Genomic DNA, 16,690 nt, shown 5'->3' with positions numbered 1-16,690 from the left:
CGCTCGACCGCCAGCGTACGGGACCGGGCGCCGCGGCCCGCGCCCGCGCCTACGCTGGTACCGCCCGTCCGAGAGAGAGCCGCCATGACCGATCCGAGACCGCCGCGGCCCCTCGGGCTCGCCCTCGTCCGCGCCACCGAGATCATGGGTGCCGAGCCGTACTTCCACGAGTTCATCGCGGGGGTGGAGCACGCGGTCCGCCCGGCCGGGCACTCGGTGCTGCTGAACGTGCTGCCCGACCGCGACGCGGAGATCGAGACCTACCGGCGCTGGGCGCGCGACGGCGAGGTCGACGGAGTCGTGCTCGTCGACCTCGAGGTGGACGACCCGCGGCCGGCGCTGGTGCGCGAGCTCGGGCTGCCCGCGGTGATCGTCGGGCCGCCCTCCGCGGCGCGCGAGCTGCGCGCGGTCTGGACGAACGACGACGACGCGATGCGCGACGCGGTGCAGTTCCTCGCCGACCTCGGCCACGAGCGGATCGCGCACGTCGGCGGGCCGGAGGAGCTGCTGCACACCCGGATCCGGCGCGAGTGCTTCCTCCGCGAGTGCGCGGAGCGGGGCCTCGAGGCGGTCGAGCGCTCGGGCGACTACTCGCGCGAATCCGGCGGGCGGGCGCTGCGCTCGCTGGCGGAGGAGTCGCAGCCGGCGACCGCGGTGATCCTGGACAGCGACCTGATGGCGATCGGCGCGCTCGACGCGGCCCGGGAGCTCGGGCTCGACGTGCCGGGGGCGATGTCGCTGCTGGCCTGGGACGACTCCGCGCAGTGCCAGTTGAGCGAGCCGCCGCTCTCGGCGGTCTCGCACGACGTGCAGGTGATCGGCATGCTGACCGGCCAGGAGCTGCTGAGCGAGATCGCCGAGTCGGCGAGCGGATCGATCGCCAGCCCGCCGGTCGTGGTGGTGGCGCGCGGCACGACGAGCGCACCCGCGCAGTCCGGGCCCCGCGGAGCCTGAGCCCCCGGGACGGTCGCGTCGACGCTGTTTCGCCATGCCCGATCTTTACATAAATTATTAATCTTTGTACTTGACGCGGGGCAGGAGCATCAGCGACTCTGGGCACGTCGCCGCGGTGATCGACTCCCGATCAGCTGCGGCGCCGAGACACGTCACCGGTCGAAGGAGCCTGGCTAACCCATGACACGTGCCCACCGCACCCCCTCCGCGTTCTCGCGGGTCCCTCTGCGCCGCTCCCTCGCCGGAGCCGCGCTGCTGGCCGTCACGGCCGGCTCGCTGGTCGTCCTCGCGCCGGCCTCGGCGCCGACGGCCTCGGCGGAGACGTCCCCCGCCGGATCCGCCGCCGACTGGACGAGCGAGAACACCGCCTTCGTGCAGCGCGACGGCAGCGCCCTGACCCTCGACGGCGAGCGGTTCCGCGCGAGCGGCACCAACATCTACTGGCTCGGCCTCGACGAGAACGTCGGCGGCGTCGACTACCCCACCTACTTCCGGATCAAGGACGCCCTCGACACCGCCGCGCAGATGGGCGTCACCGTCGTCCGCTCGCACATGATGACCTCGACCGGGCAGAACGACGAGGACCCGCTGGCCCTGATGCCGCGCCTCGGTGAGTACAACGAGGAGGCGTTCCGCACCATCGACTTCGCCGTCGCCTACGCGGGCACCCTCGGCATCCGCCTGGTGCTGCCCCTCACCGACGAGTGGGCGTACTACCACGGCGGTCACCGCGACTTCACGACCCCGCTCGGGCTGGAGTCGGACGACTTCTACTCCGACCCGGCCGCGATCGCCGCGTACCAGGACTACGTCGACGTGATCCTCGGCCACACCAACACGATCACCGGGACGCGCTTCGTCGACGACCCGACGATCATGGCCTGGGAGCTGGGCAACGAGCTCGAGGGGATGACCCTCGACTGGATCAACGCGCAGGTCGCGTACATCAAGGAGCAGGCCCCGGAGCAGCTCGTCGCCGCCGGCCGCCGCTTCGACATCGACCCGGACACCCTCGCCGCGCCCGACCTCGACATCGTCGACGTGCACTACTACCCGCCGACCGCCGAGCGGGTCTCGGCCGACGCCGCGACGGTCGCCGGCGCGGACAAGGTCTACATCGCCGGCGAGTACGCCTCGACGGCCGCGAGCGAGGACCTCCTCGGCGCGGCCGCGGCCGACCCGAACGTCTCGGGCACCTTCTTCTGGTCGCTGTTCGGCAACAACGACCGCGGCGGCTTCGTGCCGCACGACGACGGCTTCACCCTGCACTACCCCGGCGAGACCCCGCGCGAGCAGGAGAGCGTCGACGCGATCGAGCAGTACGGCACCGCCACGGGCAGCACGCCCGGCGAGCTCGAGCTCGGCGCCCCGCTGATCATCGCGATCGAGCAGGACTACGGGATCAACGAGATCTCCTGGCGCGGCACCGCGGGGGCCACCGGCTACCTGGTGCAGCGCTCGACCGGCGGCGAGTGGAGCGACGTGACGGACGGAGCCGTCTCGGCCTCGGCCTCGCCCGTCACCGACTACGACTCCCCGGCCGGCGCGCGCTACCGCGTCGTCCCGGTGGGCGACGACGACCAGCGCGGTCCCGCCTCCGACGCGGTCGCCGCCTCCGCCGGCGGTGCCGTGCTGGTCGACCCGCTGCAGAGCTGGCTGCTGACCGCCGGCCACGAGAACGCGGAGATCGCGCCGACCCCCGCGGGCGGCGTCGTCAGCGCGACCGGCGACGCGAGCGTCACCTGGCAGCGCGACGGCATCGGGGCGGCGGAGTTCGTCGTCTCGGACCCGTCCGCGATCACCGTGGCGACGAGCAGCGATGGGCGGACCTGGACCGACGCCGCCACCACGACCACCGAGCGCGACGGCGCGAGCGTCGTCGCCGCGACCGGCCTCTCCGGCGACCGGGTGCGGGTGAGCTGGAGCACCGGCGTGCTGCAGCGGGCGACGATCACGAGCGCCGCCGCGCAGGTCGCGCTCGTCGACCCGCTGGACGACTTCTCCCGGACGGCGGCCCACACCGGCAGCCTCTCGTTCGACACCGGCAATCCCGCGCTCTTCGGCGGCGACGCCTCCCGGGTCAAGCGCGACAGCGCCGACCCGGCGAGCCTCGAGTACGCCTTCGACGACATCAGCGGCGCCGACATCACCGCCTGGTACTGGCCCGACCAGCCGGTCGTGCCGCTCACGGTCGAGGGATCGGCGGACGGCACGACCTGGACGCCGCTCGCCGTCGAGACGCGCGGCGGCACCGGGAACTGGCGCGAGTACACGTACTCGGTCCGCGACCTGACCGGCGTGAACCGGCTCCGGATCTCCTGGCCGCAGGGCGCGGGCGAGGTCTGGACGCCGCAGATCGGATCGGTGAGCCTCTCCTCCCCGAACGCCTCGCCGTTCGGCCTGCCCGCGGCCCCCGCGCTCGGCGCGCCCGCGGACGGCACGGCGGACGTCACCGCCACGCCGACCTTCTCGTGGGAGCCGGCCGCGGACGCCGCGTACTACCGCTTCGTCCTCTCCAGCTCGAGCGACCTCGCGGACCCGCTGGTCTCCGCCACCGGGCTCTCGGCCACGAGCTACCGGCCCCCGGTCGAGCTCGACCCGGAGACGCCGTACTACTGGCAGGTCTCCGCGGTGAACGGGCTCGGCGCCACGGCGTCGGCGACGCGCACGTTCAGCACGGCGGCGCTGCCGACCGAGCCGGTCGTGGTCGAGGACTTCGACGGCTACGCCGACGACGCCGCGCTGCAGGCCGCCTACGTCCGGAACACCGGCGGCGGCACCATCACGCCGACGCTGGTGCCGAGCCCCGCGAACGACACGAGCGCCGCCCGCTTCGACTACGACACCGGCACGGCCGGTTACGCCGGCACGGTGCGGACCTTCGACGCCGCGCAGAACTGGTGGGGCTACTCCGGCCTGTCGCTCACGGTCGACGCCGACCGGGCGGTGCCGCTCGCGGTGCAGTTCGTCGCGAACGGCGCGTACTGGGAGGCGACGGTCACCCCGTCCGCCGACGGCGTGCAGCGGATCGAGATCCCGTTCGAGGACTTCGCGCCGCCCGCCTGGGCGCCGCAGGCCGATCTCGACCTCACCTCGGTCACGCAGTACGCGCTCTACGTGAACGGCTCGAGCGCGGGCTCGCTGGTGCTCGACGACGTCGAGACCGTGGTGGCGGAGGCGACCACGCCGACGCCGACGCCCACTCCGACCGCTCCGCCCACCGCGACGCCGACGCCGACCGCGACGCCGACGGCCACGCCCACCGCGACCCCGACCGCGACTCCCACGGTCACGCCCACCACCCCGCCCACCGCGACCCCGTCGCCCACTCCGACCCCCGCGCCCGCCGTGCCCTCGTGGCTGGAGTCGCTGGTGAAGAAGTACCTGCCGAACCTCTGGCAGTGGTGGCTCGGCCGCCACTAGCCGCGAGCCGCAGCCGGCACCACCCCCGCACCACCCCTCCGTTCCCACCACCACCTCCCGTCGCCGAAGGCGGCGACGGCCCACCGAGGAGAACTCCTGTGCACCGACCCACCACCCGCCGCCCGGCGCCCGCCCGCCGCAGCACGCTGATCGGCCTCGCCGCCGTCGCCGCATCGGCCTCGCTCGTCCTGTCCGGCTGCTCCGCCGGCGCGAGCAACGACTCCGGCGAGCCCGCCGGCGAGATCACCGTGCTGACCAACCGCACCGACCTCGTCGACACCACCTTCGCCGACTACGCCTCGACCTTCGAGAAGCAGTACCCCGGCACCACCGTGAAGTTCGAGGCGCTCACCGACTACGAGGGCGACACCAAGATCCGCCTGAACTCGAAGGACTACGGCGACGTGCTGCTCATCCCGAGCTCGAACGTCACCAAGGACGACTACGCGAACTACTTCGAGCCGCTCGGCTCGACCGACGAGCTGTCCGAGAAGTACCGCTTCACCAACGAGGGCTCGTTCGACGGCACCGCGTACGGCATCTCGACCTTCGGCTCCGCGATGGGCTACGTCTTCAACCGCGACGTCTGGACCGCGGCCGGCGTCACCGACCCGCCGCAGACGGAGGAGGAGTACCTGGCCGACCTCGAGGCGATCAAGGCGACCGGCGTCACTCCCTATTACACGAACTACAAGGACGGCTGGCCGCTCGCGACCATCGAGGGCAACCTCGGCACGGTGCAGGGCGAGGACGTCCGCACCGAGATGATCGCCGACGACGCGCCCTGGACCGAGGGCAACGACCAGTACAACATCGACGGTCTGCTCTACGACACGGTCGCCGCCGGCCTCAGCGAGGACGACCCGACCACCACGAACTGGGAGGAGTCGAAGGACCTCCTCGCCCAGGGCGAGATCGGCTCGATGGTCCTCGGCTCCTGGGCCGTCTCGCAGATGCAGGACGCCGCCGAGAAGGCCGGCAAGCCGCGCGACACGATCGGCTTCTGGCCGATGCCGTGGGCGCAGGACGGCGCGTTCACCTCGGTGACCGCCTCGGACAAGTTCCTCGCGATCAACAAGAACTCCGACAACAAGGCGACCGCCCGGGCCTGGATCGACTGGTTCACCGAGGACTCCGGCTTCGCCGCCAGCCAGGGCGCGATCAGCCCGGTGATCTCGGATCCGGCGCCCGACACCCTGTCCGACTTCGACGCGCTCGGCGTGACCTACCTCGAGCTCGCTCCGGACCCGGTCGGCAAGGAGGCCGTCATCAACGACATCGCCAACGAGGCCGAGATCGACCTCTTCGGCAACTCCTACCGCCAGAAGCTGATCGACGCCGCCCGCGGCGCCGGCGACGGCGACAAGCAGTCGCTCTTCGACGACCTCAACGCGCGCTGGGCCGCGGCCCGCGCGGACGTCGCGGAGTAGCAGCCCCGCCTTCCGCCCCGGGGGCGACCCGCCACCCGCGGGTCGCCCCCTCCCCACCCCCTCACGACCGCATTCCCCGGGATGCCGAAAGGATCGACATGGCGATCACCGACGCTCCGCCCCTCGAGGTCGGAGCGAGCAAGCGGGCCGGCGGCGGCCGTCGCGGCGACAGGCCCTCCGGCCGCCGCCAGCGGCTGACCGGGCGCCGCAGCACGCCCTGGCTGTTCCTCGCCGTGCCGCTGGCGTTCCTCGTCGTCCTGACCTACATCCCGGTCGCGAACATGTTCTGGTACAGCGTCACCGACTGGGACGGCCTCGACCCGGACAAGACGTTCGTCGGCCTCGAGAACTACGTCGAGATCTTCACCCGGCCCGAGATCTTCCAGGTCTTCTTCGTCAGCCTCTTCTACCTGGCCGGCGCGGTCGCGCAGCTCGGGCTCGCGCTGTTCTTCGCGACGCTGCTGAGCTTCCGGACCCGGTTCCGCAACTTCTTCAAGGGCGTCATCTTCTTCCCGTACCTGATCAACGGGGTCGCGATCGGGCTGATGTTCCTCTACTTCTTCCGCCCCGACGGCACCCTCGACGCGGTGCTCGGCGCCTTCGGCGTGCAGGACACCCCGCAGTGGCTCGGCGACCCGTCCGTCGTCAACGTCTCGCTGGCCGCGACCTCGGTCTGGCGCTACATGGGGCTGAACTTCGTGCTGTTCCTCGGCGCGATCCAGTCGGTGCCGGAGGAGCAGTACGAGGCCGCGGACATCGACGGCGCGACGTCGTTCGACAAGTTCCGCTACATCATCGTGCCCAGCATCCGCCGGATCCTCGGGCTGTCCTTCATCCTCGCGATCGCGGGCGCCCTGTCGGCGTTCGAGATGCCGTACATCATGACCGGCGGCGCCAACGGGTCCGAGACCTTCGTGATCCAGACCGTCGACACCGCGTTCCGCTACTCGAAGGTCGGCCTCGCCTCGGCGATGGCCGTCGTCCTGCTGGCGATCGTGCTGATCATCACCGCGGTGCAGCGCCGCGTGTTCCCCGACGAGAAGGCGGGCCAGGAATGACCACCACGCAGCCCCGGACCGAGGCCGTCACCGGCCTGCCCGTGACCCCCGCCCCCCGCGGCTCCCGCCGACCCCGGCGCGGCTCGGTGCTCGGCGCGATCGGCAAGTACACCTCGCTGATCGTCGCCTGCCTGTTCGCGCTGGTGCCGATCGTCACGATCTTCATGCTCGCCTTCAAGACCTCGACGGAGTACCGCAGCACCGGTCCGCTCGTCCCGCCGAGCAACTGGTTCAACCTCGAGAACTTCGCGATCGCCTTCTCGCAGGGCGGGATGGTCACCGGGTTCCTCAACACCGGGATCATCCTGCTGGTGTCGGTGGCGGGGACCATCCTGATCGGCACCATGGCCGCCTACGCGATCGACCGCTTCCGCTTCCGCGGGCGCCGGCTCGTGACGGGCCTGTTCCTGCTCGCGACGCTGGTGCCGTCGGTGACGACCCAGGTGGCGACCTTCCAGGTGATCAACGCCCTCGACCTCTTCAACACCCGCTGGTCGGCGATCCTGCTCTTCACCGGCACCGACATCGTCGCGATCTACATCTTCCTGCAGTTCATGCAGTCGATCCCGGTCTCGCTCGACGAGGCGGCGATGCTCGACGGCGCCAGCCGCTTCACCGTCTACTGGCGGATCGTGCTGCCGCTGCTGAAGCCGGCGATCGCCACGGTCGTGATCATCAAGGGGATCGCGGTCTACAACGAGTTCTACATCCCCTTCCTCTACATGCCCTCGCAGGATCTCGGGGTCATCTCGACCTCGCTCTTCCGCTTCATGGGCCCCTTCGGAGCACAGTGGGAGGTCATCGCCGCCGGCACGATCCTCGTCATCGTCCCGACTCTCATCGCCTTCCTCTTCCTCCAGCGCTTCATCTACAACGGACTGACCTCAGGAGCCACCAAGTGACCCACCTCAGCACCGAGCGACTCTCGGCCACCCTCCGCCCGCTGCACGACGGCTGGAGCGTGCGCGCGCTCCGCGGCCCGATCCCCGCGGAGATCGCGGGCGCGACGGTCCCGGCGACCGTCCCCGGACTCGTGCACACCGACCTCCTCGCCGCCGGCCTGATCCCGGACCCGTACCTCGACCAGAACGAGAAGAAGGTCACCTGGATCGGCGAGACCGACTGGGAGTACGCGTCGGTCTTCGCCTGGTCGCCCGACGGGCACGACCGGCACGAGCTGGTCTTCGAGGGCCTGGACACGGTCGCGACGATCACGCTGAACGGGTCCGTCGTCGCGAGCACCCGCAACCAGCACCGCACATACCGCTTCGCCGTCGACGGGCTGCTGGTGGAGGGCGACAACGCGCTCGTCGTCCGCTTCGCCTCGCCGATCGCGGAGGCCGACCGGGCCAGCCTCGAGATCGGCTACCGCCCGCACACCTACTCGCACCCCTTCAACGCGCTGCGGAAGGCCGCCTGCAACTTCGGCTGGGACTGGGGGCTGGACGCGGCCTCGGTCGGGATGTGGAAGCCGGTCTCGCTGCACGCCTGGAGCGAGGTGCGGCTCGCCGCGGTCCGCCCGGTCGTGACGGTGGACGGGACGACAGGCCGGGTCGCCGTGCACGTCGACCTGGAGCGGACGACGGAGGACGAGGTGGAGCTGACGGCGAGCGTCGACGGCGTGACCGCCTCCGTCACCGTGCCGGCCGGCGAGCGCTCGGCGGTGCTCGAGCTCGCCGTGGAGGATGCGGCACTGTGGTGGCCGCGCGGCTTCGGTGAGCAGCCGCTGTCGCTGCTCGACGTCGAGGCGCGCGTCGGTGGCGCCGTCGTCGACGGCCGGACGCTGCGGATCGGCTTCCGCACGATCGAGGTGCAGCTGGACCGCGACGAGGAGGGCACCTCGTTCCGCTTCGTCGTCAACGGCGAGCCGGTCTGGATCCGCGGCGCCAACTGGATCCCCGACGACGCCTTCATCACGCGCGTGGACCGCGCCCGCCTCGCGCGGCGGATGGACCAGGCCGAGTTCGCGAACATGAACCTGCTGCGGATCTGGGGCGGCGGCTACTTCGAGTCGGACGACTTCTACGAGCTCTGCGACGAGCGCGGCATCCTCGTCTGGCAGGACTTCCTCTTCGCTTGCGCCTCCTACGCCGAGGAGGAGCCGCTCTGGAGCGAGGTCGAGGCGGAGGTCCGCGACAACGTCACGCGGATCATGCCGCACCCGAGTCTCGCGCTCTGGAACGGCAACAACGAGAACATCTGGGGCTACGAGGAGTGGGGCTGGGAGAAGCGCCTCCAGGGCCGCACCTGGGGCCTGGGCTACTACCTCGACCTGCTGCCGCGGCTGGTCGCCGAGCTCGACCCCGAGCGCTCGTACACGCCGGGCAGCCCCTGGTCCGGCGACACCGCGATCTTCGCGAACGACGTCGACCACGGCTCCGTGCACCTCTGGGAGCTGTGGAACCGGGTCGACTACCCCGCCTACCGCGACGTGCACGCCCGCTTCGTCGCCGAGTTCGGCTGGCAGGGCCCGGCCTCCTGGTCGACGATCCAGCGCTCGATCTCGGACTCGCCGCTGACCCCCGAGTCGCCCGGCATGATCCACCACCAGAAAGCGACCGACGGCAACGACAAGCTGACCGACGGACTCGTCGCGCACCTCCCGCTGCCCGACGACACCGAGGACTGGCACTGGGCGATGTCGCTCAACCAGGCGCTGGCCGTCACGCTGGCGATCGAGCACCAGCGCTCCGAGAGCCCGCGCTGCATGGGCTCGGTGGTCTGGCAGCTGAACGACTGCTGGCCGGTCACCTCCTGGGCGGCGGTCGACGGCGACGGGACGGCGAAGCCGCTGCTCTACGCGCTCAAGCACGTCTACGCGGACCGGCTGCTGACCGTGCAGCCGCGCGGCGAGGGGCTCGCGGTCGTCGCGGTGAACGACAGTGCTCAGGAGTGGGCGGGCGAGCTGGTCGTGCGCCGGGTGCGCTTCGACGGCACGGTGCTCGCGGAGGAGCGGCAGGCGGTGTCGCTGGACGCGCGGTCCGTCGTCACCGTGCCTGTCGGAGTGGGAGCCGCGGAGGACGTCGCGGGCGAGCTGCTCGTCGCCGAGCTCGCGGGCGAGCGCGCGTTCTGGTTCTTCGCGGAGTACCGGGAGTCGGCGCTCGAGGCGGCGCGGCTGACGACCTCGGTGCGCGCCGTCGAGGGCGGAGCGGAGGTGACGGTCACCGCGGAGAACCTCGTGCGCGACCTGACGCTGCTCGTCGACAAGGTCGACCCGGCCGCGGTCGTCGACGACCAGCTGGTCACGCTGCTGCCCGGGGAGTCGGTGACGTTCCGGGTGAGCGGGGCCGGGCTCGATCCTGCCGCGCTCGTCTCGCCGAGCGTGCTGCGCACCGCCAACCAGCTCGTCGCCGACTGGGGCTGACGCGCCGCTCTCCGCGGCGATCGACGGAGCCGACCGGGACCGGCGCACGCCTCCCGGTCGGCTCCTCCGCGCCGTTCGCGACCCGCGTCGGCCACGACCCTCGTCGCCCAGAAGAACCTTCCGGAGGAAGAGATGACCCCGCAGCTCGCGCTCGCCGTCGACGTCGGCGGCACCAAGATCGAGGCGGCGCTCGTGCGCGCCGACGGAGTGCTCGTGCCGGGCTCGCGCAGCCGGCGGCCGACCGGGCCGGCGCTGACCCCGGCGGAGTTCGGCGCGGCCGTGGAGGGGTGCGTCGTGGAGGCGCTCGCCGCTGCGGGTGCGGGCTCGGTCGTCGGCGCGGGGATCGGCTCCGCCGGCCCGCTCGACCTCGCCGAGGGGCGCATCCGGCCGAAGAACCTGCCGCTGCTGCACGGGTTCGCCCTGCGCGCGGTGGTCGAGCGGCTGCTGCCCGGCCGGCCGGTCGCCCTGCGGCTCGACGGCACCTGCATCGCGCTCGCCGAGCACTGGGTGGGCGCCAACCGCGGCGCGGCGTCCTCGGTGGCCCTGGTCGTCTCGACGGGGGTCGGCGGCGGGATCGTGCTCGACGGCCGCGCGGTCGCGGGCCGCTCCGGGAACGCCGGGCACATCGGGCAGATCCACGTCGGCGACGCGGACCCGGAGGAGAGGAGCGACGGCACGCTGGAGAGCATCGCCTCCGGACCGAGCAGCGTCGCCTGGGCGCGGCGCCGCGGCTTCGCGGGGACGACCGGCGAGGAGCTGGGGCGGGCGGCTGCGGCGGGCGATCCGGTGGCGCTCGCCGCGGTGGCGCGCTCGGCCGCGGCGGTCGGCACGGCGATCGCCGACGTGGCGACGCTGCTCGACGTCCGCGACTTCGCCGTCGGCGGCGGCTTCTCGGCGGTCACGGCGTCGTACCTCGACCTCGTGCGCGAGGCGGCGTGCGAGCGCGCGGTCTTCGACTACGCCCGCGGGCTGTCGATCCGCGCCTCCGGCCTCGGCGGCGCCGGCCCGCTGATCGGCGCGGCGGCGCTGGTGCACCTGCCGGGCCTGCTGGCGCCGTCCGCGGACGCCGCCCGCTGACCGCGGAGCCCGCGCGGCGGTCACTCCATCCCTGGCGACTGAACCCGCGCGGCGGGCACTCCATTCCTGACTACGGAGCCCGCGATGCGGGCCTACATGCTGATCGAGTAGCCCGCGGAGCGGGCGTATCGAGATCCACCGTCGTCAGGACCAGCGCCTGCAGACCCGCGTGCTGACGGGGGTGGGTCTCGATACGCCGGCCTCCGGCCGGCTGCTCGACCAGCATGAAAGCCCGCCCGATCGGTCGGCCCGTTCCGCGGTCCCTGGCGACCGCGGAGCACTCGCCGCTCAGTTCAGGATCTCGCCGCGCGGGTCGTCACGGAGCTCGGCGAGCCGCGTCCGCCGCGTCCGCAGCGCCTCCGGGGTCAGCCGCGTCCAGTCGTGCACCTCGCGGACGACGCGCAGCGGCTCGATGCTGCGGTACGAGCGCGTCGGATTCCCGGGGAACTTCTTGTCCGTGACATTCGGGTCGTCCTCGAACGGCCCGGTCGGCTCCACCTCGTAGACCCGCGGCTCCGCCTCCCCGGGCGCGAGCTCGGCCGCGAGCCCCGCGCCGTCCGGCAGCGCCGTGAAGTACACGTGGTTCATCACGACCTCGGGCCGGTAGTTCGAGCGCCGCCCCGCCACCAGCAGATCGCCGATCCGCAGATCCGCCTTCGTCCCGTGGAAGAACGGCCCGCTCTCGTCCGCAGCATTCATGCGCAGGACCCTACTCCCGGGCCGGACGCCGGCGATCCGTCACGACCGGCTCCCTCTCCGCGCGGGAGGCAGCCGGTCGTGACGGATCGCCGAAGCCGCAGGGTCAGGGGAGCGTGAGCTCGCCCTGGTTGAGGACGCGGGGGTGGAAGTACGCGCTCTGGATGGCGGCGTTCGTGTTGCTGCCGCGCAGCTGCTCCGACCAGATCATGAAGTAGGACCAGCGCGTCTGGCTCTGCAGCAGCGACGCGTCGGGCACCTTCCCCATCTCGGCGATCGCGATCGGCTTCGCGCCGGCGATCGACTGCAGCTGCTGGTAGTCGCCGGAGCTCGGGAAGCCCTTGTACCAGACGTCCAGCGACACGACGTCGACGTAGTTCGCGCCCGGATAGTAGCCCGCCCAGCCGCCCGCGGGGTTGTCCTGCACGTTCCAGACCCAGATCAGGTTGGTCAGGCCCTGCGAGTCGAAGTAGTCGCGCATCTGCTGGTAGATCTTCGCGCCGCCGTTCGCGCCGGAGCGGCCGCCCCACCAGTTCCAGGTCTCGTTCATCTCGTGGAACGGCCGGAACAGCACGGGGACGCCCGCGTCCTTCAGCTGCCGGAGGTACGGCACGACCTCGCTCATCCGCTGCCTCCAGGTCGTGTTCAGCGCCGTGCCGCCGGTCACGATCTGCTGGAACTGCGTGTCGGTGATGCGGCTCTTCACGCCGCCGTCGAACGCGCAGGTGCTCGGCCCGGTCGGCGGGCACGCGTGCCAGGCGAGGGTGACCAGCGAGCCGTTGGCCCACTCCGTCTTCGCCTGGTCGACGACGCGCTGGCGGTTCGCGGCGTCGGCGGCGGTGAAGAACAGGTCGCCGCCCCACAGACCCGGGTACTGCCCGGTGATGTCCTTCACCTGCTGCGTGTACTGCGCGGGGGAGCTCGCCGGCTCCTTGTTGTGCTGGCCCGAGACGATGCTCGTCCCGGCGATCGACTGCAGGTACTGCAGGACGGCGGCCTTGGACTTCGCCGGGAACGCCTGCGCCGCGTCGGGCGACGGCGTGACCAGCGGTGCGAGCAGCGCGGCCCCGAGCGCGGCGGCCAGGAGGGTGCGGCGCAGCGGGCCGCGGCGGGCGCGGGATGCGCGGGTGGTGACTCCTCGTCGAGTCATGGTGGTCCTCTCCGCGGGCCCTCGTCGGTGAGCGCCCGCACGGTCACCCTGAGCCCTCCGCGCGGACTCGTCAACCCTTACATCGATTACTAATGATATCGGGTCGACCGCCTGCGCAGAAGTTTGTCGTACCGGGCGGTCGAGTACGACGACTTCTGGACAGGGGACGCCGGCAGCGGGCCCGCACCTCCGCCCGCGCCCCGCCGACGGCCCCCGCGCAGGCGCCGCTCGGTACTGTGGAACGGTTCCCCGCACCACCCGCCCCCGCCCGAAGGAGCCCCCATGCCCACCACTGTGAGCGGCGTCATCGCCCGGTCGAAGGGGGCTCCCGTCGAGCTCGTCGACATCGTCGTCCCCGATCCCGGACCCGGCGAGGCCGTCGTCGACATCGAGACCTGCGGTGTCTGCCACACCGACTACCACTACCGCGAGGGCGGGATCAGCGACGACTTCCCGTTCCTGCTCGGCCACGAGGCCGCGGGGCGGGTCAGCGCGATCGGCGACGGCGTCACCCACGTCGCGGTCGGCGACTTCGTCGTGCTCAACTGGCGGGCCGTCTGCGGCGAGTGCCGCGCCTGCGTCCGCGCGGAGCCCTGGTACTGCTTCAACACCTTCAACGCGGACCAGAAGATGACCCTCACGGACGGCACCGAGCTCAGCCCGGCGCTGGGCATCGGCGCCTTCGCCGAGAAGACGCTCGTGCACGCCAAGCAGTGCACGAAGGTCGACCCGGCCGCCGACCCCGCCGCCGTCGGCCTGCTCGGCTGCGGCATCATGGCGGGCCTCGGCGCCGCGATGAACACCGGCAACGTGACCCGCGGCGACTCCGTGGCCGTCATCGGCTGCGGCGGAGTGGGCACCGCGGCCGTCGTCGGCGCGAAGCTGGCCGGCGCGAGCACGATCATCGCGATCGACCGCGACCCGAAGAAGCTCGTCAAGGCCGAGGAGCTCGGCGCCACCCACGCGATCGACTCGAGCGGACTCGACGAGGCCGGCGTGGTCGCCGCCGTGCAGGCGCTGACCGACGGCTTCGGCGCGGACGTCGTGATCGACGCCGTCGGCCGCCCCGAGACGTGGCGCCAGGCGTTCTACGCCCGCGACCTGGCCGGCACGGTCGTGCTGGTCGGCGTGCCGACTCCGGAGATGACGCTCGAGATCCCGCTGCTCGACGTCTTCGGGCGCGGCGGCTCGCTGAAATCGAGCTGGTACGGCGACTGCCTGCCCGAGCGCGACTTCCCGATGCTGACCGACCTGTACCTGCAGGGCCGCCTGCCGCTGGACGAGTTCGTGACCGAGCGGATCGGCATCCGCGACATCGAGCAGGCCTTCACCACGATGGCCAGCGGCGACGTGCTCCGCTCGGTGGTGGTGCTCTGATGGCCGCCCGCATCGACCACCTCGTCACCAGTGGCACCTTCGCCCTCGACGGCGGTACCTGGGACGTGGACAACAACGTCTGGATCGTCGGCGACGACTCCGAGTGCGTCGTCATCGACGCGGCGCACGACGCGGAGGCGATCCTCGCGGCGGTCGGCGACCGGACGCTGCGCGCGGTGCTGCTCACCCACGCGCACACCGACCACATCGACGCGGTCGCCGCGCTGCTGGAGTCCGTCGACGTGCCGGTGCTGCTGCACGAGGGCGACCGCGTGCTCTGGGATGCGTACTACCCCGACTCCGCGCCGAGCGGCGTGCTCCAGGACGGCCAGGTGATCAGCGTCGGCGGCACCGAGCTGGAGGTGCGGCACACGCCCGGGCACACGCCCGGCGCCGTCTGCTTCGTCGCCGCGGATCTGGGCACCGTCTTCACCGGCGACACGCTCTTCCAGGGCGGACCGGGCGCGACCGGCCGCTCCTACAGCTCCTTCCCGACGATCATCGACTCGATCACCGACCGGCTGCTGACGCTGCCGGACGACACGGTCGTCCGCACCGGCCACGGCCCCACGACCACGATCGGCACGGAGAAGCCCGACCGCGAGGCGTGGATCGCCCGCGGTCACTGACGCGGCGCTCGCGCCCTCATGCTGATCGAGCAGCCGGCGTCGCGGGTCCCTCTCATGCTGATCGAGTAGCCCGCGGAGCGGGCGTATCGAGATCCGCCAGCGTCAGCAGGTGAGTCTGCAGACCGGCTCTGCTGACGACGGTGGGTCTCGATACGCCCCTGCGGGGCTACTCGACATTGAGAATGGTGGTGTGGCGCGGGAGGGTGTCTGACCTTCTACTCGACGGACCGCCTCGCGGGGTGTGTCCACTGCTGGATCTGTCGACATCGTCTCGTGCCGCGTCCAGACGGTTCGGAGGGCCGGACCGGGTGGGGAAGTGACCTGATAGGACCCTGTCCGACGACCGTTCAATGTCGTGTCCACCCGGCCCGGTGAGGTCATCCGACCGTATCGCGAGATCCGGAAGGAGACACCGACATGATAACCACCACCGAGCGCGTCGAACCAGCGCGAGTCGTCGCGGGAGTCGACACGCATAAGCATCTGCATCACGTCGCGGTCCTTGATCTCACCGGTCGAGTCCTGGGGAACGCCGCTTTCTCGGTGAATGCCGTCGGATATCAGGAGGCATTGGAATGGATGACGGAGTTCGGTGTCCTTGATCGGGTCGGTATCGAGCTGACCGGCTCGTACGGCGCCGGCTTGACCAGACACTTCACCGCGGCGGGAATCACCGTCCTCGAGGTGAACACGACCGATAAAGCCACGAGGGCTCGCCGGGGCAAAAACGACACGATCGACGCGATCGCGGCGGCTGAGAAGGTCCTTTCGGGCATGGCGACCGCGACGGCGAAAGACACGACCACTGTCGTGGAGTCCGTGCGGATGCTCACCGCGGTGCGCGATTCCGCGGTCAAAGCACGCACGCAGGCGCTCAACCAGATCAAAGACCTCCTGATCACCGCGCCCGCGCAGGTGCGCGAGCAGTTCGACGGGCTTCCCCTGAAGACGGTCGCGAAGAACGCTGCGCGCCTGCGCCCGGACACCACCCGCCTCACCGACCCCGCCCAGGCGGCGCGACTCGCCTTGAAGCGCCTCGGGAACCGGATCGCGGACCTCACCGCGGAGATCACCGATGCGGAGAAGCAACTCGACGCGCTAGTTCAGGACACCGTCCCAACGTTACTTTCCCGACCGGGGATCGGAACTCTCACCGCCGCGCAATTCCTCATCACGGCGGGCGCGAACATCGACAGGATCACCAGCGAAGCCGCCTTCGCGCATCTCTGCGCAGCAGCACCCATCCCAGCATCTTCAGGCATGACGAACCGACACCGGCTCAATCGATTCGGAGACAGGCAAGCGAACAAAGCCCTCCACCTCGTCATCATCGGCCGCATGAAATACGACGACGAGACCAAGACCTACATCACAAAGAAACTCGCCGAAGGCAAATCAAAGAAAGACGCCATCCGAGCACTCAAGCGCTTCGTCGCACGCCGCGTCTTCCACGACCTCGCCACCGACCTCCGACCACCCAGACTCACTGCTTGACATCCATAGGACCATCCAGCAAGAGGGACGCCACCAAG

Annotated in this window: 12 protein-coding genes; 10 read left to right on the top strand and 2 right to left on the bottom strand. The window is 71.2% G+C overall.

The window, feature by feature from the left end; translation table 11 throughout:
* Positions 1–84 precede the first annotated feature (84 nt).
* From EDF35_RS06540 to EDF35_RS06510, 7 genes are all read left to right on the top strand, one after another.
* Positions 85–954 (top strand): substrate-binding domain-containing protein, encoded by an 870-nt coding sequence (locus EDF35_RS06540; RefSeq protein WP_133961247.1) that lies wholly within the window; start codon positions 85–87, stop codon positions 952–954.
* A gap of 180 nt (positions 955–1,134) precedes the next feature.
* The gene (locus EDF35_RS06535; RefSeq protein ID WP_133961244.1) at positions 1,135–4,377 is read left to right on the top strand and encodes a carbohydrate binding domain-containing protein; all 3,243 of its coding nucleotides are present in this window, start codon (positions 1,135–1,137) and stop codon (positions 4,375–4,377) included.
* A 98-nt stretch (positions 4,378–4,475) separates the two neighbouring features.
* Positions 4,476–5,807 (top strand): ABC transporter substrate-binding protein, encoded by a 1,332-nt coding sequence (locus EDF35_RS06530; RefSeq protein ID WP_166674028.1) that lies wholly within the window; start codon positions 4,476–4,478, stop codon positions 5,805–5,807.
* 98 nt (positions 5,808–5,905) lie between these two features.
* Complete coding sequence (locus EDF35_RS06525; RefSeq protein ID WP_123706165.1) at positions 5,906–6,865, top strand: sugar ABC transporter permease; 960 nt, start codon at positions 5,906–5,908, stop codon at positions 6,863–6,865.
* A complete protein-coding gene (locus tag EDF35_RS06520; RefSeq protein WP_123706166.1) occupies positions 6,862–7,767 on the top strand; it encodes a carbohydrate ABC transporter permease in 906 nt (301 codons plus the stop codon). The genes EDF35_RS06525 and EDF35_RS06520 overlap by 4 nt, the downstream gene beginning before the upstream one ends.
* Positions 7,764–10,229, top strand: a complete 2,466-nt coding sequence (locus EDF35_RS06515; protein WP_133961242.1) for a glycoside hydrolase family 2 protein — start codon at positions 7,764–7,766, stop codon at positions 10,227–10,229. Before EDF35_RS06520 ends, EDF35_RS06515 begins: the two co-directional genes overlap by 4 nt.
* A gap of 132 nt (positions 10,230–10,361) precedes the next feature.
* The gene (locus EDF35_RS06510) at positions 10,362–11,306 is read left to right on the top strand and encodes an ROK family protein (RefSeq protein ID WP_133961240.1); all 945 of its coding nucleotides are present in this window, start codon (positions 10,362–10,364) and stop codon (positions 11,304–11,306) included.
* A 288-nt stretch (positions 11,307–11,594) separates the two neighbouring features.
* Here EDF35_RS06510 and arr read toward each other — a convergent pair whose 3' ends face one another.
* Together arr and EDF35_RS06500 are read right to left on the bottom strand one after the other, a co-directional pair.
* Complete coding sequence (gene arr, locus EDF35_RS06505) at positions 11,595–12,005, bottom strand: NAD(+)--rifampin ADP-ribosyltransferase (protein ID WP_133961238.1); 411 nt, start codon at positions 12,003–12,005, stop codon at positions 11,595–11,597.
* Between the two features lie 103 nt (positions 12,006–12,108).
* A complete protein-coding gene (locus EDF35_RS06500; protein ID WP_123731487.1) occupies positions 12,109–13,152 on the bottom strand; it encodes a glycosyl hydrolase in 1,044 nt (347 codons plus the stop codon).
* Between the two features lie 282 nt (positions 13,153–13,434).
* On the opposite strand from EDF35_RS06500, the gene EDF35_RS06495 reads away from it, so the two are divergent.
* From EDF35_RS06495 to EDF35_RS06485, 3 genes are all read left to right on the top strand, one after another.
* On the top strand, positions 13,435–14,529 hold the full coding sequence (locus tag EDF35_RS06495; RefSeq protein ID WP_133961236.1) for an S-(hydroxymethyl)mycothiol dehydrogenase: 1,095 nt from the start codon (positions 13,435–13,437) through the stop codon (positions 14,527–14,529).
* Positions 14,529–15,158: an MBL fold metallo-hydrolase gene (locus tag EDF35_RS06490; RefSeq protein ID WP_133961234.1), complete on the top strand. Its 630-nt coding sequence runs from the start codon at positions 14,529–14,531 to the stop codon at positions 15,156–15,158. The genes EDF35_RS06495 and EDF35_RS06490 overlap by 1 nt, the downstream gene beginning before the upstream one ends.
* Before the next feature lie 417 nt (positions 15,159–15,575).
* Complete coding sequence (locus tag EDF35_RS06485) at positions 15,576–16,652, top strand: IS110 family transposase (RefSeq protein ID WP_133961232.1); 1,077 nt, start codon at positions 15,576–15,578, stop codon at positions 16,650–16,652.
* Positions 16,653–16,690 lie beyond the last annotated feature (38 nt).

The organism is Rathayibacter sp. PhB151 (genome assembly GCF_004366415.1).
Taxonomy (GTDB): Bacteria; Actinomycetota; Actinomycetes; order Actinomycetales; family Microbacteriaceae; genus Rathayibacter; species Rathayibacter festucae.
The sequence above is the reverse complement of the archived record's forward strand: the minus strand, read 5'-3'. Positions and strand labels throughout refer to the sequence as shown.